20 protein-coding genes are annotated in these 22,131 nt (G+C 64.8%); 9 read left to right on the top strand and 11 right to left on the bottom strand.

What is annotated here, in order from left to right:
- Window positions 1-2: 2 nt before the first annotated feature.
- Entirely contained in the window at window positions 3-551 is a 549-nt protein-coding gene (gene rimP, locus KK488_RS14350) for a ribosome maturation protein RimP (protein WP_214624383.1), read from the bottom strand.
- 606 nt (window positions 552-1,157) lie between these two features.
- On the opposite strand from rimP, the gene KK488_RS14345 reads away from it, so the two are divergent.
- The 3 genes from KK488_RS14345 to KK488_RS14330 are packed head-to-tail and all read left to right on the top strand — an operon-like array spanning window position 1,158 to window position 5,540.
- A complete protein-coding gene (locus KK488_RS14345) occupies window positions 1,158-2,402 on the top strand; it encodes a hypothetical protein (protein WP_214624382.1) in 1,245 nt (414 codons plus the stop codon).
- Window positions 2,399-4,486: an acyltransferase family protein gene (locus KK488_RS21415; protein ID WP_349356900.1), complete on the top strand. Its 2,088-nt coding sequence runs from the start codon at window positions 2,399-2,401 to the stop codon at window positions 4,484-4,486. The genes KK488_RS14345 and KK488_RS21415 overlap by 4 nt, the downstream gene beginning before the upstream one ends.
- 46 nt (window positions 4,487-4,532) lie before the next feature.
- Window positions 4,533-5,540: an SDR family NAD(P)-dependent oxidoreductase gene (locus KK488_RS14330; protein WP_214624381.1), complete on the top strand. Its 1,008-nt coding sequence runs from the start codon at window positions 4,533-4,535 to the stop codon at window positions 5,538-5,540.
- Window positions 5,541-5,554: 14 nt separating this feature from the next.
- On the opposite strand, the gene KK488_RS14325 is transcribed toward KK488_RS14330, so the two are convergent.
- The 6 genes from KK488_RS14325 to KK488_RS14300 form a co-directional block, all read right to left on the bottom strand.
- On the bottom strand, window positions 5,555-6,394 hold the full coding sequence (locus tag KK488_RS14325; protein WP_214624380.1) for a pyrroline-5-carboxylate reductase family protein: 840 nt from the start codon (window positions 6,392-6,394) through the stop codon (window positions 5,555-5,557).
- A complete protein-coding gene (locus tag KK488_RS14320) occupies window positions 6,381-6,884 on the bottom strand; it encodes a type III secretion system chaperone family protein (protein ID WP_214624379.1) in 504 nt (167 codons plus the stop codon). Before KK488_RS14320 ends, KK488_RS14325 begins: the two co-directional genes overlap by 14 nt.
- A gap of 183 nt (window positions 6,885-7,067) precedes the next feature.
- A complete protein-coding gene (locus KK488_RS14315; protein ID WP_214624378.1) occupies window positions 7,068-7,358 on the bottom strand; it encodes an accessory factor UbiK family protein in 291 nt (96 codons plus the stop codon).
- A 38-nt stretch (window positions 7,359-7,396) separates the two neighbouring features.
- On the bottom strand, window positions 7,397-7,945 hold the full coding sequence (locus KK488_RS14310; RefSeq protein WP_214624377.1) for a TspO/MBR family protein: 549 nt from the start codon (window positions 7,943-7,945) through the stop codon (window positions 7,397-7,399).
- Between the two features lie 125 nt (window positions 7,946-8,070).
- Window positions 8,071-8,811 carry a TlyA family RNA methyltransferase gene (locus KK488_RS14305; RefSeq protein ID WP_214624376.1) on the bottom strand — a complete coding sequence of 247 codons (741 nt, stop codon included), beginning with the start codon at window positions 8,809-8,811 and terminating at the stop codon, window positions 8,071-8,073.
- A gap of 3 nt (window positions 8,812-8,814) precedes the next feature.
- Window positions 8,815-10,890, bottom strand: a complete 2,076-nt coding sequence (locus KK488_RS14300; RefSeq protein WP_250890448.1) for a protein-disulfide reductase DsbD family protein — start codon at window positions 10,888-10,890, stop codon at window positions 8,815-8,817.
- A gap of 95 nt (window positions 10,891-10,985) precedes the next feature.
- Between KK488_RS14300 and KK488_RS14295 the strand changes: the two genes are divergently transcribed.
- Genes KK488_RS14295 through KK488_RS14285 form a run of 3 tightly spaced genes read left to right on the top strand, consistent with a single transcriptional unit; the run spans window position 10,986 to window position 14,195 of the window.
- Window positions 10,986-12,641, top strand: coding sequence for an alkaline phosphatase family protein (locus KK488_RS14295; protein ID WP_214624374.1), 1,656 nt, complete (start codon window positions 10,986-10,988; stop codon window positions 12,639-12,641).
- A gap of 46 nt (window positions 12,642-12,687) precedes the next feature.
- Window positions 12,688-13,641 carry an NAD(P)H-binding protein gene (locus KK488_RS14290; protein WP_214624373.1) on the top strand — a complete coding sequence of 318 codons (954 nt, stop codon included), beginning with the start codon at window positions 12,688-12,690 and terminating at the stop codon, window positions 13,639-13,641.
- Window positions 13,638-14,195 (top strand): pyridoxamine 5'-phosphate oxidase family protein, encoded by a 558-nt coding sequence (locus KK488_RS14285; protein ID WP_214624372.1) that lies wholly within the window; start codon window positions 13,638-13,640, stop codon window positions 14,193-14,195. Before KK488_RS14290 ends, KK488_RS14285 begins: the two co-directional genes overlap by 4 nt.
- 127 nt (window positions 14,196-14,322) lie before the next feature.
- Here KK488_RS14285 and KK488_RS14280 read toward each other — a convergent pair whose 3' ends face one another.
- A complete protein-coding gene (locus KK488_RS14280; protein ID WP_214624371.1) occupies window positions 14,323-14,556 on the bottom strand; it encodes a hypothetical protein in 234 nt (77 codons plus the stop codon).
- 305 nt (window positions 14,557-14,861) lie between these two features.
- On the opposite strand from KK488_RS14280, the gene KK488_RS14275 reads away from it, so the two are divergent.
- From KK488_RS14275 to KK488_RS14265, 3 genes are read left to right on the top strand one after another with little or no spacing between them, the layout of a single operon-like run.
- Complete coding sequence (locus KK488_RS14275; protein ID WP_214624370.1) at window positions 14,862-15,995, top strand: DegT/DnrJ/EryC1/StrS family aminotransferase; 1,134 nt, start codon at window positions 14,862-14,864, stop codon at window positions 15,993-15,995.
- 3 nt (window positions 15,996-15,998) lie between these two features.
- Window positions 15,999-16,922: a hypothetical protein gene (locus KK488_RS14270; protein ID WP_214624369.1), complete on the top strand. Its 924-nt coding sequence runs from the start codon at window positions 15,999-16,001 to the stop codon at window positions 16,920-16,922.
- Between the two features lie 5 nt (window positions 16,923-16,927).
- Window positions 16,928-17,512: an acyltransferase gene (locus tag KK488_RS14265; protein WP_214624368.1), complete on the top strand. Its 585-nt coding sequence runs from the start codon at window positions 16,928-16,930 to the stop codon at window positions 17,510-17,512.
- 49 nt (window positions 17,513-17,561) lie between these two features.
- On the opposite strand, the gene KK488_RS14260 is transcribed toward KK488_RS14265, so the two are convergent.
- The 3 genes from KK488_RS14260 to KK488_RS14250 form a co-directional block, all read right to left on the bottom strand.
- A complete protein-coding gene (locus KK488_RS14260) occupies window positions 17,562-18,068 on the bottom strand; it encodes a DUF3237 domain-containing protein (RefSeq protein ID WP_214624367.1) in 507 nt (168 codons plus the stop codon).
- A gap of 14 nt (window positions 18,069-18,082) precedes the next feature.
- A complete protein-coding gene (locus tag KK488_RS14255) occupies window positions 18,083-20,272 on the bottom strand; it encodes a PQQ-dependent dehydrogenase, methanol/ethanol family (protein WP_214624366.1) in 2,190 nt (729 codons plus the stop codon).
- A 139-nt stretch (window positions 20,273-20,411) separates the two neighbouring features.
- Window positions 20,412-21,896 (bottom strand): aldehyde dehydrogenase, encoded by a 1,485-nt coding sequence (locus KK488_RS14250; protein ID WP_214624365.1) that lies wholly within the window; start codon window positions 21,894-21,896, stop codon window positions 20,412-20,414.
- Window positions 21,897-22,131: the final 235 nt, after the last annotated feature.

Here is a 22,131-nt window from a genome sequence, read left to right as displayed (position 1 = left end):
GTCTAGTCTTCCTGTTCCTGGGTGACGATGTCGTCCGCACCCTCGGTGGAGAGTGGGACCGTAGCAGAAATGAGCGCGTCCGTCAGCACGAGCTTGGCGCTCGCGACGTTTGAAAAATCGATGGCGATGCGGCCGGATTTGGGATCGTCCAGCAGCACGGTCGCGCCGTCCACGCCGGCAAGCACGGCCTTGACCTGCTTGCGTCCGTCAACCGGCTCGGCGAAGCTCACACGCGCTTCATGACCCGCCCAGTCGGCAAAGTCCCTGAGGCGGGTCAGCGGCCGGTCGATGCCGGGCGAGCTGACCTCGAGGCGATAGGCGCCCTCGATCGGATCCTTGCCTGCCTCTTCCAGCGCATCGAGGCGATCGGACACACGGCGGGACAGGTCCGCGCAATCGTCGATGGTGAGCTGACGCGTATCCGGCCGCTCCGCCATGATCTGCAGCGTCTGCTCCTCGCCCTTGCCGAACACGGCCACGCGCACGAGATCGAAGCCGAGCGCTTTCGCCTCGGTGTCGACCAGTGCGTTGAGGACCTCCATGTCCGCCATTGCGTCTCCGTCTGGCGGATCGATGTCCGCCGAAAATTCATACAGCCAAAAGGCATGCGGTTTTGCCGCCGGAACCTCTCGGAACCGACCCTAACGCCTCACGATGTCAGGAATGTGAGCGGGATATAGGCGGGACGGTCTGTAAAAGCAAGACGGTAGAATGCTTGAAAACAGACATTTTTCGCGCCGAACTTCACGAAGCTCACACATATCGCGCATGGCGTTTCGGCAAAAGTTGGCGCGAGGCGGAAGGGAGAGCTGAATTTTCGGGGGATGGCTCTACGAGATCAAAGAGCGGGCGGACTGCGCGGGAATGATCATGCCATGACACGGGATGTGTAGGACACAGACCGCCCCATCGGGGGACAGCTGCGCGCGCGGCCTGTAAAATGTGGTTAACTCCGTCTTTCCGCGAATCGGCCTGTGTTAAACGGCCCTTCGAAGCGCCCGATTCCCGGCGCCTCGGGGGAGATTCGATCCTTGTACCGCTTGCTCGTCCGCGCACCGCTCGGCACCGGCACCCGTCCGATCCTTGCACGGACCGCTTGCCCGCGGTCCGGCCGCACCGGCTAAGTCGTGGCAACGGCCCCATCCAGACGATTGTCCATGTCCAGCAATGCCTGGCTGGCCGCGATCATCGCAGCGGGCATTGCCTTGCGCGTAGCGGCCGCGACCCTGCTCGCATTGCCGATCGAGAGCGACGCGCTCGGCTATTTCACGATGGCGACCAACCTTGCCGAGCACGGTATCCTGCTCGATCATTTCGACCAGCATATCTTCTACAGCGCGGGCTACCCCCTGCTGCTGGCGCCTGTCTTTGCGCTGTCCGGCGCGTCGTTCCGCGTCGCCTTCGCAGTCAACATGCTGCTCTGCGCGGCGACGATCTGCCTTATCCATCGACTGACGGTGCGGCTGTCCGGGTCCAATCCGGCGGGCCTGCTGGCGGCCGCGGCCTTTGCCGTCTGGCTGCCGGCTATCTGGAATGCCAGCATGCTCGCCAAGGAGAATCTCTCCACGCCGTTGTTGCTCGCGCTGGCTCTCTGCGCCATCGATCTGGCGCGCAACCGCGCCGCGCCCGGCACCGCGCTGCTCGCCGGCCTGTTGTGGGGCGCATCAATCCTGACCGGCGGCTCCTCGCTGATGACCTATCTCGCTGTCGGCATCGCCCTGATCGCGGTGCTGCGCAGCGGCTGCGGCGCGGCGCGCGTGATCCGCGCCGGCATCGTCTTCCTCGCCGGCACGCTTCTCCTGCTGGGTCCGTGGCTCTATGCCGCCGACCAGATGGTCGGTCGCCCGATCCTGTCCAGCAATCCCGGCTTCAACCTTTATCTCGGCAACAATCCCGCCGCGACCGGCTGGTTTATCAGCATCAGCGACACGCCGGCCGGCAAGGGCTGGGAGGCCACGCGCCACCGCCTCGGCGAAGCGGGCACGGCGCAGATGCTGCAGGACATGGCCGCTACCTGGATTCGCGAAAATCCTGCGCAGGCAGCGCAACTCGCCGCCCGCAAGCTGGTCTATTTCTGGCAGCCGAACCTGCCCGACGCCGCGGACTTCGCCGCCTCCCGTCTGATCGCAAGCGTCCGCATCGTGGAGGTGGCGCAATATTTTGTGATCCTCGGGCTTGGTGCACTCGCCTTCTTCTCGCGGCGGATCCGCGGTGAGGACCGGCTGATCATGGCGACAATAATCCTCTGCTTCTGGATCGTCCACGCCGCCGCCTACATCATCATGCGCTATCGCGATCCGGTCGTGGCACTGCTCATCCCCATGGCTGCCATCCCGGTCGCGAGCTATGGTGTATCGTTGGGCACCCTGCTGAGGGGCCGCAGAACGGCAACTCAGCCGTGAGCGCGCCCTCCGCCAGACCATCCGAGAACCGGTTGCTGGAGATCGACGCGCTGCGCGGCATCGGAGCGCTGGCGGTGCTCGTCTTCCACTTCACCTCGCGCTATCCCGAGATGCTGCCCAATGTGGCGGCGGTCGATATCAAATTCCCAGGCGGCCATTACGGCGTGATGCTGTTCTTCGCGCTGTCCGGCTTCGCGATCCACTTCAGCTTCAAGCGGCTCGAGCATGTCGGCGACTTCATCGTGGCCCGCTTCGCCCGGCTGTTCCCGGCTTACTGGGCGGCGATGGCCTGCACGCTGATCGTCGAATATTTTGCGGGACCGCCGCAGCTCGACATCCCGCTGCTTGACCAGCTGGTCAATCCGACCATGCTGCAATCCTATGCGGGCCTCGCGAGCGTCGATGGCGCCTATTGGACGCTGGGCGTCGAGCTGGCCTTCTATGGCTGCATGGCGGCGCTGTGGCGCTTCAGGCTGCTCAAGCGGCTGGAGCCGGTGCTGTTCCTCTGGCTGGCGACGCGCTGGCTGATGGAATTGTGGCCCGCCGTACCCGAGCTGGCGGCGCAGGGCTTCATCCTGCGCTACATTCAATATTTCGCGATCGGACTCATTGCCTATCGCGTCCATGCCGGCCAGCGGAGCTGGCGCCAGCAAGCACCGCTGATCGGCTTTCTGTTCGTCACGCTGGCGGTGTTCGAGAGCATCGGCATCGTCATCGTCGGCGCGGCGCTGCAGCTCCTCTTCGCGCTGGTCGTGGCCGGGCGGCTGCGCTTCATCGCCGTGCGCCCGCTGCTCATCGTCGGCGCAATGAGCTATCCGCTCTATCTGGTCCACCAGCATGTCGGCATGACAATCATGTTCCGCGCCGACCGGGCGGGCTGGAACCCCTATGTTGGCCTGCTGCTCGCCACGGTGGCCGTCGGCCTGATCGGCTGGTGCATCCACAAATATGTCGAGCGGCCGGGGGGCGATTTCATCCTGCGCAAATGGCGCGGACATGTCGAAACGGGGCATGAGCTGGTGCCGATGGAGCGCGGACGCCTGATCGAGCTCGACCTGCTGCGCGGCATCGGCGCGCTGCTGGTCATCAATTTCCATTATTCGACCCGCTTCCACGAGATGTTTCCGAACGAGAAGCATGTCGCCTTCCACATGATCGGCGGCAATTACCGGGTGATGCTGTTCTTCGCGATCTCGGGCTTCGCGATCTTCTTCAGCATGCGCAAGCTGACCGACGCGCGCGATTTCGTCATCGGTCGCATGGCGCGGCTCTATCCGGCCTACTGGGTGGCGATCCTGCTCACCACATCGTTCGAGCATATGGCGGACATCCGCTCGCTCGAAGTCTCGACCACCGACATCTTCGTCAACCTCTCGATGCTGCAGGGTTTCTTCTACATGCCGGCGGTCGACGGCGCCTACTGGACGCTGACGATCGAGCTGGCCTTCTATTTCTGTGCGATCGTCCTGTGGCGGCTCAACTGCTTCAAGCGGATCGAGCTCATCCTGCTGCCCTGGCTCGCGCTCAAGCTCGCGGCCCATCTGGTGCCGGTGCTGCCGACCCGCGTCGAGACATTGCTTGTGCTGCGCTGGATTCCCTTCTTCGCGATCGGTCTGCTGAGCTACCGCGTCTGGGCCGGCGAACGCGGTTGGCGCGACCAGCTCGTTTATTTCCTGGCCGTCATCCTCACCGTCACGCTCACCGAGACGCCCGACGTCATCGTCGCCGCCCTCATTCTGGGGCTTACCTTCGTGCTGATGATCGAGGGCTATCTGCATCGGCTGTGCTTCCGGCCGCTGCTCTGGCTGGGCGGGATCAGCTACTCGCTCTATCTGGTGCACCAGAATATCGGCTATACGGTAATGGTCGTGGGCAATCGGCTCGGCGTATCTCCCAATCTCTCCTTCGCGGTCGCGGTGGTGACGGCGATGGCGCTGGGAGCGCTGGTCAATCGCACGATCGAACGGCCCGCGACCCGGATCGTCGCGGCCTGGTGGCGCAACTATAGGAGACCGGCCGTTGTCGCGCATGCCGCACAGGCGGTCGTCGCCGTCCCCGTGAAAACGGATGCGGGCAACGCCTAGCCACGAAGAGGCGGACCGCATAGACCCGGCACGGGAGGAAGCGATCATGAGCAAGGCAGGTCTGCTGAATGGAAAGGTCGCCATCGTCACCGGCGGGGGACGCGGCATCGGCCGCAGTCATGCCCTGACCCTTGCCCGGCATGGCGCGGCGGTGCTGGTCAACGATCTGGGCAGCGGGATCACCGGCAGCGGGACAGATCCGGCGCCGGCCGAGGCGGTCGTCGCGGAAATCCAGGATGCGGGCGGCGTTGCGCACGCAGACACGACCGACATCGCCGACTGGAACAGTGCCGGAGCGCTGGTCGATGCCGCCCTGACGCGCTTCGGCCGGCTCGACATTCTCGTCAACAATGCCGGCATCACCCAATATGGATCGATCGAGACCGAGAGCGCGCAGGGCTGGGCGCGAACGCTGGCGGTCAACCTGACCGGCACCGCGGCCCTGATGCACTGGGCCGCGCGTCATTGGGCAGCGCAAGGCCCGGCGCATGGCCGTGCCGTGATCAACACCTCCTCACCGGCCGGCACCAATCCACCGCCCGGCGCGACATCCTATTGCGTGTCCAAGGCCGGAGTCGCCGCGCTCACTGTGGCGACCGCGACCGAGCTTGCCCATCTCGGCGTGCGGGTGAACGCCCTCGCGCCCATGGCACGCTCGCGCATGACCGACGCCGTGCCGATCCTCGACGACATCATGCGGGCGCCCGAGCAAGGCTTCGACCGGATGGCGCCCGACAATATCTCGCGTCTGATGCTCTATCTGGCGTCGCCCGAATGCCGCTTCACCGGCCGGATCTTCGGCGTCGATGGCGATGACATCTATCTCTTCGAGGGCATGAGCGCCGAGACGCATCTCTCCAATGGGGGCGCGGCCTGGGATCAGGACGCGCTTGCCCGCGCGCTCGACAGTGTCGACCAGCAGGACCGAGCCTATATGATCGCGCCTTCGCTCCATACCCGCGCCGGCTCGCCGCCCCGGGAGGCGCTGGACGCACTGGACCGTATCGCCCGCGGCGAGGCGCCAGGCATCATCTGGCGGCCAATCGACACCTGAATGCGAAGGCGCGGCTAGCTGCTCTTCTCCGACAGCGCAGCCAGTTCGACGCCGCGATCACGCGCGGTGCGAAGGGTCCTGGCGATAAGCGGGGCGAGGCCATCTGGCTGGTCCAGCACGTCGAGCCCCTGGCGTGTCATGCCACCCTTGCTCGCCACGGCATCGGCCATGGCGCGCGGATCGATACCGCTGGCCGATGCGCTGAGACCGGCGCCCTCGACCGTCGCCAGCGCCATGCGGGCGGCGGCTGCGGAATCGAGGCCGAGATCGGCCCCGGCGGCGGCCAGCGCATCAATGAAACGATAGACAAAGGCGGGGCCGCAGCCGGACAGCGCCGTGGCGGCATCGAACAGGCGCTCGTCCGCCAGCCACTCGACGAGGCCGAGGCGGGCGCAGAGCGCGCCCGCGAGGCCGCGCGGATCGTCCGTTGCGTCGGGACCGGCGGCGAGGATGGAGACGCCCTTGCCGATGCGCACCGGAAGATTGGGCATGCAGCGGATGATCGACCCGCTCCGGGGAAAGGCCGTGCGCAGGCGCGCCAGCGGGACACCGGCAAGGATAGAGAGGAGGGTCGTCCCCTCCCCGATCAGCGGCGCAATGTCCTGCGCGACCAGGCCGAGCTGTTGCGGCTTGAAACCGAGCAGCACGAGCGTGCCGGGGGCAACGGGGTTCTCGAGGCTTGTGCCCACCGTGACGCCGGGCGCGACCGCCTTGCCGCTCGGGCGAATGACGGTGACGCGCTCTGACGGCAAGCCCTCGTCGAGCCAGCGCAGGAGCATGGCCCCGGCCATGTTGCCGCAACCGATGAAGAGGATGTGTTCCGGCCAGTTGGCGGCCGGATCAGGCTTCGCCATGCGTCTCGATCAGGCTCGCGGCCATCGCCTCGATCGGCGTCTTGCCGCCCCACAGGACGAACTGGAAGACGGGATAAAAGCGCTCGCATTCGTCGATGGCGCTTTCGACCAGCAATTGCGCTTGATCGAGGGTCAGCGAGCCGCTCGGACCGAGCAGCGCGCCGTGGCGGAACAACAAGGTGCTGCTCGCCGACCAGAGCTCGAAATGCCCGAGCCAGAGCTGCTCGTTGATGAGCGCGATCGTCTCGCAAATGGCGAGGCGCTTGTCGTCCGCCACGCGGATGTCGGGCAGGACCAGGAGCTGGAGCACCATATCATCGTCGCGCCAGATCGCCCGGACCTCATATTCGGTCCAGCTGCCGCGATGGCGCGCCACGATTTCATCTTCGCCGACATGTTCGAAGGGCCATTCGTGGGCTTCGAAATAGGCCGACAGCATATCGATCGGCTCGGCTTCCTGCTCGCCGATGGCATATTCGCGGTCCATCATGTCAAAACGCTTCTGTCCACATCATAAAGGCGATCCTTCGCCTGATCCCACGGACGCTTCTCCCTAGCATGGCCGTTCGCACTCGCAAAGCGCCGGAAGCTCCCATGTCCCGTTTTGACGTCCGTTCGGTGCGTCAAATCGTGGATAAGCTGTGGATAACCAGGGATGGATAGTGGGTAATAGTCAGCCCTGGGCCTTCGACGCTCTGGGCTTGGCCTTCGCTGCTGCAGCGGGCGCCGAGCCTTCGAGCGCCGCGAGCCGCGCCTCGAGCGCCACGACCTGCTCGCGCGCCTGTGCGGCCATCGCCTTCACCGCCTCGAACTCTTCGCGGCTGACGAAATCGAGCCCGCCAATCCACTCGCGCGCGCGCTCCTTGGCATTGCTCTCGAACTCCCGGGACATGCCCGCGACCGTTCCGGCGGCGCCGTTGATGATCCTCGAAAGATCGTCGAAAAAGCGATTTTCACTCTGCATGGGTCAAATTCCTCGCGCCGTCAGCGGACAGCCTCAACTCAGATTTGGGTATGAACGGCGGGCGCGACAAGAGTCTCGGCGTCCGGGTTCTTCTGGTCGATGTCATAGGCGAGCGCGCTCGCAAAGCCCAGCCACAGCAGATAGGGCAGCATCAGCCAGCCCGCCAGCGCGCGGATGCGGCCGAAAAGATAGGCGGTGGCGAGCGCCAGGACGAGGATGACCAGGAGAAGGTAGAAAGCCAGCGTCGCCTCATGCGCACCAAAGAACAGCGGGGACCAGGTGAGGTTGCAGATCAGCTGGACGATAAACAGGGTGATGGCGATACCCCGCCCCCGCGCGCCACGCGCATGCAGGATGATCGCCAGCGCGAGCCCCAGCAACAGATAAAGGATCGGCCAGACAGTGGCGAACACCCAGCCGGGCGGCGTGATTTCCGGCTTTTCGAGGAAAGCGAACCACCGATTGCCGTATCCGCTGTTGGAGAGAAAGCCCGAGGCCAAGCCAAGAAACTCGATGGCCGGCACCGTGACCAGCGCCCAGCGCAGGAAGGACATCCGCAACTGCCCCTGGGAGGCAATCTCGTTCACGCTTGCCTCTGCACGCTACGCACCATACCGAATCCCCACCAGAAGTCCGACATTGCACACGGCTTTGCGGTGAGATGAGCCAGTCCGCAAGCGCAAAACTTGACGATCCGGTATCGCTTCCCGATTCAGGCGCAGCGGCGTCCCGCTATGAGAAATTCGACATTACCTTCCGGCCCGGTGATCGGGCTCTCGACGATGCCGAGGACGCTCCATCCAGGCCGGGCGGCGAGCCAGGCACGGACCTCCTCGCACACGCGGGCATGGACGGCCGGATCGCGCACCACCCCGCCCTTGCCGACATCGGCGCGGCCAGCCTCGAACTGAGGCTTGATCAGGGCGACGAGCAAGGCTGATGGCGCTGCGAAGCTCAGCGGACGCTCCAGCACCTTGGCGAGGCTGATGAAGCTCGCATCGCACACGATGATGTCGATCGGCTCGGGGATATGGTCGCTGGTCAGGATACGCGCGCTGGTCTGCTCGTGGACGATGACGCGGTCATCCTGGCGCAACTTCCAGGCGAGCTGATTGGTGCCGCTGTCGATCGCGTAAACGCGGGCAGCGCCATTGGCCAGCAGGACGTCGGTGAAGCCGCCGGTCGAGCTGCCGACGTCCATGCCGACCAGGCCGGTCACGTCGAGCGCGAAATGGTCCAGCGCGTGGGCGAGCTTGAGGCCGCCGCGGGAAACCCAGGGATGGTCCCGGCCCTTGAGAATGATCGCGGCATCCTCGGCGACGGTCTGCCCGGCCTTGTCCACGACCTTGTCGCCGACCAGCACGTGGCCCGACATGATCATCGCCTGCGCCCGCGCGCGACTCTCGGCCAGGCCGCGCTCGACAAGGAGCTGATCGAGGCGCTTTTTGGGCATGGCTCAGCCCTTGGCGAGCGCCGTCAGGGTCGCTGGCGTCAGCACTTGCGGCAGGACTTGCGGCTGCGCGGCGGCGGGAGCGTAATAGAGGTAGAGCGGCACGCCCGAGCGACCATTGGCCTCCAGGAAGCGGCTGATCGCCGGATCAGCATTGGTCCAGTCACCGACCATCACCGCAACGCCCGCCTTGGCGAAGCCGCTCTTGGCAGCATCGCTGTCGATGGCGTTCGCTTCGTTGACCTTGCAGGTGAGGCACCAGTCGGCGGTGAAATAGAGAAAGACCGGCTTCTTCGCCTGACGCAGCGCGGCCAGTTTCTGCTCGTTGAAGGGCAGACCGGCCAGCCCCTCGTTCGCCGCCTGCTTGTCCGAACGCACCAAGGGCGGGGCAGCGACGGCAGCGGTGCCGAGCAAGACGAGCGCGACGCCCGCCACTGCCCAGTTCATACCCTTACCCTGCTGTTGGCGGCGGCCGAGCAGGACGAGGCCGACCGAGGTGGCGACAGCCAGCGCGATGCCAAGCGCGATACCGCCCGGTCCGAGCTGGCGCGACAGCAGCCACAGCAGCGCCAGCGCGGTCAATGCCATCGGCACGGCCATGATCCTGCGGAAAATGTTCATCCAGTTGCCCGGGCGCGGCATCAGGCGGCGCAGCGCCGACACCCATGCGATGGCGATGAACGGCGAGGCAAGACCAAGGCCGAGACCCGCGAAGATGGTCAAGGCCAGCGGCCAGGGCAGCAACAGCGCGGTGCCCATCGCCGCCGCCATGAACGGTCCGGAACAGGGCGTCGCGACGAAAGCTGCGAGCGCGCCGGTCCAGAACGCGCCGCTGGCGCCGCCTTGCCCGGCCTTGTCCTGCCCAACACTGATCGTGCCCAGCTCAAACGCGCCGGCCAGATTGAGCGTGATCGCCACCATGAGGATGAGCAGCAGCGCGATGACGCGCGGGTCCTGCAGCTGGAAAGCCCAGCCGACCTGCGTGCCGCCGGCGCGGATGGCCAGCATGAGCGCGCCGAGCGCAAGGCAGGTGAGCATCACACCGCCAGTGTAAGCGACGGCCTCGCGGCGCACCTGCCGTTCGTCGCCACCCGCCTTGGCAAGACTGATCGCCTTCAGGCTGAGGATCGGGAAGACGCAGGGCATGATGTTGAGGATTAGGCCGCCGAGAAGGGCGCCACCGAGCGCGAGGAGGATGCCGGCGAACGTCAGATCGGCTGCGGGCGCGGCGTCTCCCGCCCTGCCGACAACTTCACCTCCGGCAGGAACAGCCCCTGGCACAGCCTTGATCTTCAAGGCGATGTTCGGCGACACCGCCAGCACGCCGTCAAGCTCACCGGAGGTCGCGGCATCCTGCGGCATCTTGCTTTCGACGATCAGCATGTCGCCCGTCCGGCGCACGACCTGCGGCTCGGCGTAACGCAGCCGCTCCTTGCTGAGCGCGAAGAACCAGGGTTTGCCGACCGGGGCGGCCGCCGGGTAGGGCACGGCGATGGCGATGCGATCGCCGGTGACGGCATAATGCGCCTGGCTGTCGAGCGGCCTGGGAAGATTGGCGCGGAAACCGTCGAACCGGGCGCGATCGTCGGCGGTGAAGGCGCCGTCGCCGATCGTCAGCGTTGTTGAAATATCATCCTGCTCAGGCACACAGATGCTGTCCGTGCAGGCCAGCCAATGCGCCTTGCCGCGCACCGGCACGATCGTCCCCTTGGCAAGCCCGGCCGGAACCGCGACGTCGATCAGGATCGCATAGTCATGCTCATAGACATGGTTCATCAGCCCGGCGATCAGCAGCCGCTGCGGCACCGGGTGGCGAAACGCCCCCACCTTCACGCCGGGAGGCGTTTCCCAGTCGACGCTCATGCCGACGCCGGCATCGCCGGGGTTTTCCCAATAGCCGTGCCAGCCCTTCTCGGGTTTCATCGAGATCGCGAGCGTGATGGTCTGGCCCGCCTTCGGTGTTGCGGTCTCGGCGATCAGCGCGGCGCGGATATGCGGCGGCCCGGCGGGCAAGAAAGCCCCGCCGGCCTGCGCGCGCGCAGGGTCGTTCATCAGCAGCGCGCAAAGCAGTGCGACTGTCATCAAAAGGCCATTGAGCCAGCGCAAGGGAAAGTCCATGGGTCGGTCCATCGGCCGACCTTCTAGGCGCCCCCCGCGGCCTTCCCAAGGAGATTTTGATGAAGCGCAGTCTCGCTCGTCTGTTCACCCCTGCCCTGCTGGCTGCGGCGGCGCCCGCCCTCGCCCAGCCAGCCGCTCCGCCGGCGCCCGCGCAGACGCCGCCCAAGCTGATCGTGGTTATCTCGGTCGATCAATACTCGGCCGATCTCTTCGCGGAATATCGCACCTCCTACACCGGCGGTCTGGCGCGCCTGCAGCAGGGCGTGGTGTTCCCCAAGGGCTATCAGAGCCATGCGGCGACCGAGACCTGCCCCGGCCATTCGACCATCCTGACCGGCAATCGCCCCGGCCACACCGGCATCATCGCCAATGAGTGGATCGACCAGTCGGTGACGCGCGAGGACAAGACCGTCTATTGCGCCGAGGATCCGAGCGTGCCGGGCACCACATCGAGCAATTACACTGTCTCAAATATGCGCCTCAAGGTACCGACTTTGGGCACTTATATGAAGAATGCCAACCCGGCTTCCCGGGTGATCTCCATCTCCGGCAAGGATCGTGCGGCGGTCATGATGGGCGGCAAGGCGGTCGATCAGATCTGGTGGTGGGCCGGGCGTGGTTTCACCAGCTACAAGGGCACGCCGCTGACCCCGCTGGTGAGCCAGGTCAATATGGCAGTCGACAAGATGCTCGATGCCGACCGGCCGGCCATGGACCTGCCGGACTTCTGCAAGAGCGTGGATCGCGCGGTGCAGGTGACGCCCAATCTGGCCGTCGGCAACGGGCGTTTCGCGCGCAAGGGCGGCGACTTCAAGAATTTCCGCGCCTCGCCCGAATATGACGCGGCGGTGCTGGCACTCGGCAGCAAGCTGGTCGAGGAGCAGAAGCTCGGCAACGGGGGGGCGACCGATCTGCTGATCCTGGGCCTCTCGGCGAATGACTATATCGGCCATACCTATGGCACGCGCGGTGCGGAGATGTGCATCCAGCAGGCCAATCTCGACCAGAATCTCGGGCAGTTCTTCGACATGCTCGATGCCGCTGGCATCGACTACATGGTCGCGCTGACAGCCGACCATGGCGGCAACGACCTGCCCGAACGCGAACGCGAGCAGGCGATCACCGATGCCGAGCGCTCCGATCCGGCGTTGGCGCCCAGGCAGGCCAACATGATGCTGCAGGCCAAGACCAGCTTCAAGGGCGACCTGATTCTCGGTGGCGGCCCGTTCGGCGACTTCTATCTGGGCAAACAGCTCACCCCCGCGCAGAAGGCGACGGTACTCAAGGAAGCCGTGGCTTATTATCGCGCCAACCGGCAGGTGGCCGCCGTCTTCACCAAGGCGGAGCTGATCGCGGCGCCGGCGCCCGCCGGTCCGCCGGAAAGCTGGAGCCTGCTGACCGAGGCCAAGGCGAGCTTCGATCCCGAGCGCTCGGGCGACTTCCTCGTGCTGCTCAAGCCGCGGGTGACACCGATTTCCGATCCCGATGGCGGCTATGTCGCGACCCATGGCAGCCCATGGGACTATGACCGGCGCGTGCCGATTCTGTTCTGGCGCAAGGGCATGGCGCACATGGAACAGCCGCAGGGCGTCGAGACGGTGGACATTCTCCCGACCATCGCCGCACAGATCGGCCTCGCGCTGCCCAGGACCGGAATCGACGGCAAGTGCCTCGATCTCGATCCCGGCGCGGCGAGCAGTTGCCCGGCGAACTAGGGCTGGCTACACCTCTGCGTCTGACAAAAGACGCAGAGGAGAGAGAATGAGCGGCCAGGGCAAGATCGTGATCACCGGCGCGTCAGGCCAATATGGCCGCGCGGCGACGGACATGCTCATCGCGAAGGGCTTGACCGACCAGCTCATCCTCATCACCCGCTCCCCGAACAAACTGGCAGACCGCGCGGCCCAGGGCTGCGACGTGCGCTATGGCGACTATGACAAGCCAGAGACGCTGGCGGCGGCCGTGCAGGGCGCGCGCAAGATGCTGCTCATCTCCGGAACGCGCGTCGGCGCGCGCGTGGTCCAGCACAAGGCGGCGATCGATGCGGCGGCGGCAGCAGGCGTCGCGCATATCCTCTATACAAGCTTCATCGGCATCGACGATCCGGCCAATCCGGCGGAGGTGCGCCACGACCATATCGAGACCGAGAACGCCATGCGCGCCTCCGGCATGGCCTGGACCGCGCTGCGCGACGCGCATTATGCCGACGCGATGATCATCATGGCAGGCCCGGGCGTGATGCCGGGCGGGCAATGGTTCAGCAATGCCGGCGAAGGTCGCGAGGCGATGGTCTGGCGCGACGATTGCGTGGCCTGCGCGGTCGCCACGCTCACCACGGACGGGCACGAGAACAGGATCTACAACATTACCGGACCAGACTTGCAGACGTTCGGCGAGGTCGCGGCGCTGATCCAGGAGATTACCGGCTGTCCGCTCGTGCATATTCCGGTGGACGATGAGGCCCAATATGCCATCTTCGACGCGATGGGCATTCCGCGCCGGCCTGTCGACGACCAGTATGTCGGCGGCATCCCCTGGAACAGCGACGACATGGTCACCTTCGGCCGTGCGATCCGCGAGGGTTATCTGGAGATTTGCACAGACGATGTCGAGCGGCTGACCGGGCGCAAGGCGCGCTCCGTCCGTCAGATGATCGAGGAGAACAGGGACATGCTGATCGCGGCCGCCAAGGGTCCGACGCCGCAGCCGGCATGAGCGCCGCCCGGCGCGAGGTGCTGATCGGCGCGGTGCTGGCCGGGATCGCGGCCGGCGCCGAGCGCGCGCAGGCGTCAGCGCCGGTGCCGGAACATTATCGCACGGTCGAGCCGGCGGCGATGATTGCGGCGGCCAACGCGCTGATCGCCAGGGACATGTTCACCACCTTGATCACGGTCGATGCTGAGAACCGGCCGCGGGCGCGCACCGTGCTGGTCTCGGCACCCGACGAGGACTTCACGCTGTGGATGGCGACGCGGCCGGGCACGCGCAAGCTGGAGCAGATCGCCCATAATCATACCGCGACTCTGCACTTCGCGGACGATGCCAGCGCGGCCTATGCCAGCCTGATGGGCGAGGCGCGTATGGTGAGCGATCCCGCGCTGATCGCCAGCCGCAATCCCTACAAGGGCCAGGCGCTCAAGCAATTCTTCCCTGATTTCCCCCGCGATTTCGTGCTGCTCGCCTTCAGGCCGGCTTGGCTGGAAATCACGACGGCATCGATCCCGAGCACCACCGACACCTGGCGGCCGCAGGGCCTGACGATCGGCTGACTGATGCTCGGCGCGTCGTGCAATCGTTCCGCCGACCTTGCAGCCGACGGAACGACGCGCACGAGCGATGCCGAGCCAGGCGAAACGCCAGCGGCCCGGCCATCGTGGCAACCGGTAAGATCAGGGCTCAGCTATAGGGCGTGAGCGTCCGGCAGGCATAGAGCGGCGAGCGGACGGTCGGGCCGTCGATCACCTGCTTCTTCATGCTCACGCGAATCTTCTGCGCATCGATGGCGTTGTTGAAGACGACGCGCGTCCCGCCCGACTGCAGCGGCTCGATGACCGAAATGGGAATGGCCTGCTTCTCGCATAGATCGGTGACGGCCTGCGGAGAAGCGTCGATCATGACGGCGCGGCTCATGCGCGCACCGCAGCGTGGCTCTGGTAATGGCTGATCATCTGGCGTCGTCCCGTCTGGCAAGCGGGAGCGCGATGTCTCTCAGTCACGGCGACAGCTTGCGGGCTAGGTTCGCGGCGATGACGGGCCCTAGCATGGGATATCCGACTTGTCGTCGCAATTCGGCGCAGGCGCGGCAGAACTCCTCACTCCACAGGTAGCCAACGTCTGAAATGCGTGACGCGCAAGCATAGCGGCGCGATGGTCCCATCCTGGGCGTTCCATCGGTCATTGCCAAGATTCTGTTTTCCGCACATAGGCTGTGCGGCATGTCGCAGAGTGCCCAGCCTAAATTTGCCATTCAATCAGTTGTACCGGACCTTCCGGAACCTGCCGATTATCTACCTTGGCTCGAACGCATGCACCAAAGCGGTTACTACAGCAATTTCGGGCCGCTCTGTCGGGAATTCTCGCACCGCATGCTTGGGGAATTCGGCAGCGACGCGGAGGAATGTGTCCCCTGTGGCAGCGCAACGGCGGGTCTGTCTGCAGCGCTCGTCGCCTGTAAGGTCGAACGACCGGTGCTGATACCGGCTTTCACCTTTCCGGCGACCCTGAGCGCGGTTCGCGCTGCGGGCCTCGAAGCGATCGTGATGGACGTCGCATCTGATGACTGGGTCCCGCACCCAGACCAAGTCGACGAGGCGCTCACGATGAGCGGTGCCGGCGCGATTATCCTCGTTGCGCCGTTCGGTATCCGGTTCGATTTCTCCGTGCATATCGACGTATGCCGTCGGCATGGCGCCATTATCATTATCGATTGCGCGGCCGGCATGGGTGTGCCGCGCGTGAATTTTTGCGAGGCCGCCGATCTGTTCGAGGTATTTTCACTGCATGCGACCAAACCTTTCGGCGTTGGCGAAGGCGGCTTGGTCTTTTGCCATTCCTCCCGTCGGGACGCCGTGCAATCGGCCCTCAACTTCGCGCTATCGAGCTATCAAAGCGAGGCCGGACCGCACTGGGGTTTCAATGGCAAGATTTCCGAAATGCACATCGCCGTCGCGTTGGCGCAGTTGGAGCGCTATCGCGGCGTCATCGCGCGCCGACAGCTCTTCGCCAAAGCCTGTTTCGCGATGTTGACCCAGTTCTCGACGCTGGTGACGCCCGCCCAGGACAGTATCGCGCCATGGCAGATTTTTCCGGTCGCGATGCCTTCGGAACGCGCTGCGGATCTGTTCGTCGAGAATGCGGGCTCGGAGGGCATGGAAATCCGGCGATACTATCGACCAAGCCTGTCGCGGTGGCCGAGGGTCCGATTGGTCGGCGCATGTCCGATTTCGGAAGATCTTGCAGCAAGAATGGTCGCGCTACCCGTGCGCGGTTCAGCGACCGCTGTCGAGGCGCAGCCCATTCTCGACCGCCTCTCCAGCAGCTTGCGTTACACGCTGAACCGGATCGAATAGCCTATGGCGCCACATCTCGAGTTTCGCATTCCGATTTCCCCGACCGACGGCTTCTTCGCCCAGGTTCGGTTGTTCAATTTCGCACTGCGTCGGCTTGGTGGGCCCTATGCGGGTGCATGCCTTCGTGTCGTCATCGGTGATCATTGTGATCTCGATGCGGCCCGCCGCGCCAATCCGTGGAGCGAGTGCGATCATGTCATCTGGGACCGAGTCCCCGATGCGATGTTCGAAGAAGCAGATATATGGGGCACGGCTAACTGGCGCCTGAGCATACCGGCGGGCGATGCGGACATCGTGATCCTTTCGGACGCTGACACAGTGATGCTCCGGGATATTGATCCGCTGTTCGACGATCTTGCGCGGGATGAACCGATGCTCCTGGGTCACATGGCGCACTATCCACCGCCAATCAATCGCGATGATATCCCAGGGGGGCTGGAGTTCTGGCCCGCGATTTTCGATAGGTATGGCGCTCCGCTGGGCGAGCGGCTGCATCGCTATTCAATGGATGTCGATGGATCTCTCCCACTCGCGCCTGCCTATTTCAACCTCGGCTTTGTCGCGATGAACCGGCTGGCGCTCGAACCGCTGGGCCTTGACATCCACTGGACTGACGCTTGGCTCAAGCGCCGCACCGGTAGCCACATGCGATGCCAGATCGCGCTCCCGTTGATTGCCCATCGGCGTGGCTTAACGATCAAGTGTATTGACGCAGCCTACAATAGCGCGAACGATCCGATCCACTATGCACATAACAACCTGGCTCCCGGCGAAATCAGGGTCCTGCACTATCTCAGGGAAACCGAACTGGATCGTCGGACCTTCCTGCTCCCGTCACACATCGACGCGTTCCTAGCCAGGGACATGACCGTATCGGCTAATCGGGATCTCCAGCAACTCGTTCGGCTTTATCGTGAAACCCTCTGATCGCCATGACTGACCACAACGCCGCTTACCTTGATGCCGATGCCATTGGACGGCTGGGCTTTGCCGAGGTCGGGGACGATGTGCGCATTCACGCCACTGCCGTTGTGGCGAACTGCGAAGCGATATCGATTGGCTCGAACGTGCGGATCGACGCCTTCACGGTCCTGTCCGCAGGCACGTCCATAACGATCGCAGACCATGTCCACATTGGTTCCCATTGCTCGCTCGTTGGAAGCGAGGCAATCGAGATCGCGGATTTCTGTGGTATCTCGCACGGCACTCGCATTTTCTCGGCTTCGGACGACTATAGTGGCCATGCCCTGACTGGGCCGACGGTGCCGGCGGAGTTTCGACAGATTACGAGCGGTCCGGTGCGCCTGGGACGACATGTGATTATCGGCAGCAACACGATCGTCCTGCCCGCCGTCGACATTGGCGAGGGAGCTGCCATCGGGGCGATGTCCCTGGTGACCAAATCGCTTCAAGGCTGGACCGTTTACGCAGGTTGCCCGGCCATCGCCATCGGCACACGCAGCAAAGCCTTGCTCGAGAAAGCGGAAGCTTTTCGTAAATCGTCTTGGGCGACATGACGCCGGCCGCTGCCCAAAGCCGCATGCGCTGGCCGACGGCCCAACATCCTCAGGTCAACGCATAATAGCGCACGAAATTGCCGTCCGGCTTGCGCTCGCCGACGCCGATGAAGACGTGGCGGGTCATCCAGTCATATTTGCCCTTGCTGGTCTCGAAGGTGGGCTGGGCGCGCAGATAATAATCCTCGTGCGCCACGGGATCGCCGCCCTCAAAGGCCCAGGCGCGCAGGCGCTGCATCGAGTCCGGCTTGCGGCCCCAAAGATAGCCCTTGTTCTGCATGTAGATAATCTCGCCATCGTCGGTCTCGAGCAGGTAGCGCGCATCGAAGACGGCAGTGTCATCGTCGCGGAAATGGGCATAGTCGCCGCCGCTGTTGGGGACGGCCTTGCCGCGAAGGCGCGGGCCTTCGAAATGCCCTTGATCGACCAGAACCGCCGAGCGGAAGCCGCCGTTATGGACGTTAGGTATGGCGAAGACGCGGGTGAACATGAGCCGGCACTCGAAGGCGAAGTCGAGGACGGGATTGTCGAGGGTGGAATAACGGGCGTCGGTCATGGGTCGGCGCTTCCTCAATAGTTGGAAAGAATTGTCAATCCGGGCGTGTCGAGGGGCAAGCCGCGCTTCTGTTTTTCGAGCTCCTCGGCGCGGGTCTTGGCTTGCAGGTCGATGAGATAGGCGTGGACAGCCTCCACCTCCTTCTCGCTCAGCCGGTCATCCCAGAGTGGCATGCCGTTAGGAGTGAGCAACCCGCCGAGCACGATCTGCTTGAAGGCGACGTGGGTGCCCTCGCTCATCCGGCGCAAGTCCGGCGTGATCGAGCGCGGCTGGTTGCTGTGACACAGGCCGCAATTGCCGAAGAAGATGCCCATGCCCTGCGCGATTGTCGCCGGGGTCACCCCGGCCGCCTGCTTCGGCGCTTCCGGCGCGACCTCCAGCGGCGGCAGTGCGGGCGGTAACGGCACGGCGCCACCACCCAGCTTGAAGACGAGGAGGCGGCCCTGGTTGCCACGCTTATAGGCCGCGGAATAAGGCGGAACATAAGGATAGCCGCCACCGCCCCACGCCGCCATCACCGCGACATATTGGATGCCATCAACGCGATAGGTCATCGGTGCAGCAAGGATCGAGCTGCCGGTGGCGATGTCCTTGAGCAGCTTGCCGGTCTTCTTGTCGAACGCGCGGAAGTGACCGTCGACACCGCCCTGAAAGACGAGACCGCCCGCCGTCGCCAACGCGCCGCCGCGATCCTGCCAGCCGGCCATCTTGCGCGCCCAGACGGTCCTGCCGGTCAGCGGATCAATCGCGCGCAACTCGGTGCTGCCGGGATTCTGCTTCACCCACGCCATTTCCGGTCGCGCGGCGATCGCATCGCGCAGCGGCGGCGGCAAGGTCGGCAGGACCGCCTGGAGGTCTGAGGTGAACAGCAGGGACGCATCATTATTCAGTGCCTTGCGCGCATGCGGCTTCTGGCCCGGTGTCATGTAGATAGCATTGCCCAGATCCTGCACCGTGCCGATGTAAAGACCGCTCTGCGGATCATAGGCGGCCGGGTGCCAGTTGCGTGCGCCCGGCGAGCTCGGAAAGACGATCTTAGGGCCGCTGGTATAGTCCGAATGTTCAGGCGTCAGGCGTGGGCGGCCCGTCTTCATATCGACGCCGTTCGCCCAGTTCATCCGCACGAGCGCATTGGCGCGCAGCAGCTTGCCGTCGCGCCGGTCGAGCACATACAGGAAGCCGTTCTTGGGCGCGTGGAGGATGACCGGGCGTTCCTCGCCATCGACCTTAAGGCGGGTCAGGATCATCGGCTGGGTCGAGGTGAAATCCCAATTGTCGCCCGGTGTTTCCTGATAATGCCATTTAAGGCGGCCGGTCTTCGCGTCGAGCGCGACGATCGAGCCGATGTAGAGGTTGTCGCCGCCCTTGGGGCTGCCCTTGGAGACGGCATAGGGGCCGCCATTGCCGGTGCCGACCAGCACCAGACCGGTCTCGGGATCATAGTTGATAGCATCCCAGGGTGTGCCGCCGCCGCCGACATCCCAGCGGCTGTTGGGATCCCAGGTCTTGAGCGCGGCATCGAGATCGGGGCTTTCCTGCGGGCCGAGCTTCGGGTCGCGCGGCACGGTGAAGAAGCGCCATTTGAGCTCACCCGTCTCCAGATCGAAAGCGCTGACGCAGCCGCGGGTGTCATATTCAGCGCCGGCGTTACCAATGATGACAACATCGCTGGCAACTTCGGGCGCGCCGGTACTGCTGTCGCCCTTGCGGCGATCGACGACGGTATCGGCCTTCCAGACGACCGCGCCGCTCTTCTGATCCAGCGCGTACATCCAGCCGTCCAGCGCGGTCACATAGACCTTGCCCCGCGCCACGGCGACGCCGCGATTGACCATGTCGCAACAGACGGTGCGGTTGACCTGCATGTCGACCTGCGGCTCGAACGCCCACAGCGCCTTGCCCGTCGCGGCCTCAAAGGCATAGACACGGCCCGCGACGCCGCTGGTGTACATCACCCCGTCGATGACGACAGGGGTCGCTTCCAGGCCACGATTGGTGCCGAGATCGGCCGACCAGGCGAGGCCGAGCTTGCCGACCGTCTCGCGATTGATATCGGTGAGCGTCGAGTAATGCGACTTGCCGACGTCGCCGCCCGGCGTCACCCAATTGTCGGCAGCGAGCGGACCGATGCCCGATCCACCGCTCCCCTGCCCCGAGCAACCCGCGAGCGCCAGCAGACACAGCGCTCCCCACAGTCTCGTCATGCCCTCGGCGCCTCTCTCCGTCACCCTCGTTGACTCTGTCCTTGCGGCCAAACGCCGCGGAAAACAAGGCTCCCATCGACGAAAACGGCGCCGGGATCAGTTCCCGGCGCCGTTATATCGCTTGTGGCTGTCGACGCGATCAGTGCGCGTTGACGGCCTCGTCCATCAGCATGACCTTGGATTCGAGATAGGCCATCAGGCCGATGTCCCCGCCTTCGCGGCCGATGCCGGACTGCTTGTAGCCGCCGAACTGCAGGTTCCAGTCAGCCTTGAGGCCGTTCTGGGCGATGCCGCCGGTGCGGACCTGACGGGCGATGTCGAAGGCCGCCTGCGGATCCTTGGTCAGCACCGAGCCGGAGAGGCCGTAGTTGGAGTCGTTGGCGACCTGGATCGCCTCTTCCTCGCTGTCCACCGGGATGATGCTGAGCACCGGGCCGAAGATCTCCTCCTGGGCGATGCGCGACTTGTTGTCGACATTCTTGAACAGGGTCGGCTCGATGAAATAGCCCTGATTGAGATGGGTGGGGCGACCGCCGCCGGTGACGAGATCGGCCGTCTTCTTGCCTTCCTCGATATACATTTCGACGCGCTCGAGCTGGCGCTTCATGGCGAGCGGGCCGAGCTGCGTCTCCGGATCGTCGGAATAGCCGATCTTGACCTTCTGCATCTCGGCGGCGATCGCGTCGGCAATCTCGTCCTGACGCTCGCGCGGGACGATCAGGCGGCTGAGCATCGCGCAGACCTGACCCGACAGCAGCGAGATGGTGCGGGTCATGAGCTTGGCCGTCTCCTCGGTCGAGAAGTCGTCGCGCACGATGGCCGCCGACTTGCCGCCCAGCTCCAGCGTGTAGCGGCCGATGCGCGAGCCCATGACGCTGGCGATGCGCTTGCCGGCCGCGGTCGAACCGGTGAAGCTCACCTTGTCGACGCCGGGATTGTTGACCATGTGATCGGCCGCCTCGCGATGACCGCAGACCAGATTGACGACGCCCGCCGGCACACCCGCGACTTCGCAAGCCTCGGCGATCAGATAAGCCTCGAGCGGCGTCTCCGGCGAGGGCTTCATGATGACCGTGCAGCCCGTGATGAGCGCGCAGGCGACCTTGGAGCCCATCAGGGCGAAAGGCGCATTCCACGGCGCGATCGCGGCGACGACACCGACCGGCTCATAGACGATGTAGGCGGCGCCGGCGACCTGGGTCTCGCGCTGCTGCACATACTCGAACTTATTGCCGACCTCGCGCATCATCTCGAACTGACGCACGCCCTGCGCGGCCATGCCTGGTGCGCCCGCGGCGAGGCCGCCCATCTGCGCGGTCCAGGCCTTGGCGGCTTCCGGCTCGCGGGTGCGCAGGTGCGCGGCGATCTTCTCCATGATCGCATTGCGCTCGGCGACACTCATCCGCGGCCAGGGGCCGCGATCGAACGCTTCGCGCGCGGCGGCAACGGCGGCATCCATGTCCACTTCGTCCGCCTCGGCGACGGCACCGACGACCTGCTCGGTATTGGGCGAGACCAGCTCGATCATGCGGCCGCTATGCGGGGCGCGCCATTCGCCATTGATCCAGACCTTGTCCGGATTCTTCACGAAAACGCCATCGGGGTTCAAACCTGCCTGCGCCATGCTCACTCTCCTATCAGGGACGATCCCGCGGCAGCCGGTCTGGCTTGTCGCTGGGTCAGGCCTCGGGGGACTGAGGCCGATATTCGACGATTGTCATGCTAGCCATCGCAACCGGAGTCGGGCAAGTGCAAACATGGCTTCTGCCGTGAATAAGATGACTTTGGCAATTCCCCGATCGGCCATCGCGACGGGTTCATGCAAGGCGCCAACAGGACAGGTCCCGCCGGCCGGCCGG

The organism is Sphingobium nicotianae, from assembly GCF_018603885.1.
Lineage (GTDB): Bacteria > Pseudomonadota > Alphaproteobacteria > Sphingomonadales > Sphingomonadaceae > Sphingobium > Sphingobium nicotianae.
The sequence above is the reverse complement of the archived record's forward strand: the minus strand, read 5'-3'. Positions and strand labels throughout refer to the sequence as shown.

Excerpts from the sequence above, each read along its gene's own strand:
- KK488_RS14275 (WP_214624370.1), top strand. The coding sequence starts at position 14,862 with ATGTCGCAGAGTGCCCAGCCTAAATTTGCCATTCAATCAGTTGTACCG.
- KK488_RS14325 (WP_214624380.1), bottom strand. The coding sequence starts at position 6,394 with ATGGCGAAGCCTGATCCGGCCGCCAACTGGCCGGAACACATCCTCTTC.
- KK488_RS14345 (WP_214624382.1), top strand. The coding sequence starts at position 1,158 with ATGTCCAGCAATGCCTGGCTGGCCGCGATCATCGCAGCGGGCATTGCC.
- KK488_RS14315 (WP_214624378.1), bottom strand. The coding sequence starts at position 7,358 with ATGCAGAGTGAAAATCGCTTTTTCGACGATCTTTCGAGGATCATCAAC.
- KK488_RS14265 (WP_214624368.1), top strand. The coding sequence starts at position 16,928 with ATGACTGACCACAACGCCGCTTACCTTGATGCCGATGCCATTGGACGG.
- KK488_RS14280 (WP_214624371.1), bottom strand. The coding sequence starts at position 14,556 with ATGAGCCGCGCCGTCATGATCGACGCTTCTCCGCAGGCCGTCACCGAT.
- KK488_RS14290 (WP_214624373.1), top strand. The coding sequence starts at position 12,688 with ATGAGCGGCCAGGGCAAGATCGTGATCACCGGCGCGTCAGGCCAATAT.
- KK488_RS14255 (WP_214624366.1), bottom strand. The coding sequence starts at position 20,272 with ATGACGAGACTGTGGGGAGCGCTGTGTCTGCTGGCGCTCGCGGGTTGC.
- KK488_RS14270 (WP_214624369.1), top strand. The coding sequence starts at position 15,999 with ATGGCGCCACATCTCGAGTTTCGCATTCCGATTTCCCCGACCGACGGC.
- KK488_RS14300 (WP_250890448.1), bottom strand. The coding sequence starts at position 10,890 with ATGACAGTCGCACTGCTTTGCGCGCTGCTGATGAACGACCCTGCGCGC.
- KK488_RS14295 (WP_214624374.1), top strand. The coding sequence starts at position 10,986 with ATGAAGCGCAGTCTCGCTCGTCTGTTCACCCCTGCCCTGCTGGCTGCG.
- KK488_RS14260 (WP_214624367.1), bottom strand. The coding sequence starts at position 18,068 with ATGACCGACGCCCGTTATTCCACCCTCGACAATCCCGTCCTCGACTTC.
- rimP (WP_214624383.1), bottom strand. The coding sequence starts at position 551 with ATGGCGGACATGGAGGTCCTCAACGCACTGGTCGACACCGAGGCGAAA.
- KK488_RS14285 (WP_214624372.1), top strand. The coding sequence starts at position 13,638 with ATGAGCGCCGCCCGGCGCGAGGTGCTGATCGGCGCGGTGCTGGCCGGG.
- KK488_RS14320 (WP_214624379.1), bottom strand. The coding sequence starts at position 6,884 with ATGATGGACCGCGAATATGCCATCGGCGAGCAGGAAGCCGAGCCGATC.
- KK488_RS14250 (WP_214624365.1), bottom strand. The coding sequence starts at position 21,896 with ATGGCGCAGGCAGGTTTGAACCCCGATGGCGTTTTCGTGAAGAATCCG.
- KK488_RS14305 (WP_214624376.1), bottom strand. The coding sequence starts at position 8,811 with ATGCCCAAAAAGCGCCTCGATCAGCTCCTTGTCGAGCGCGGCCTGGCC.
- KK488_RS14330 (WP_214624381.1), top strand. The coding sequence starts at position 4,533 with ATGAGCAAGGCAGGTCTGCTGAATGGAAAGGTCGCCATCGTCACCGGC.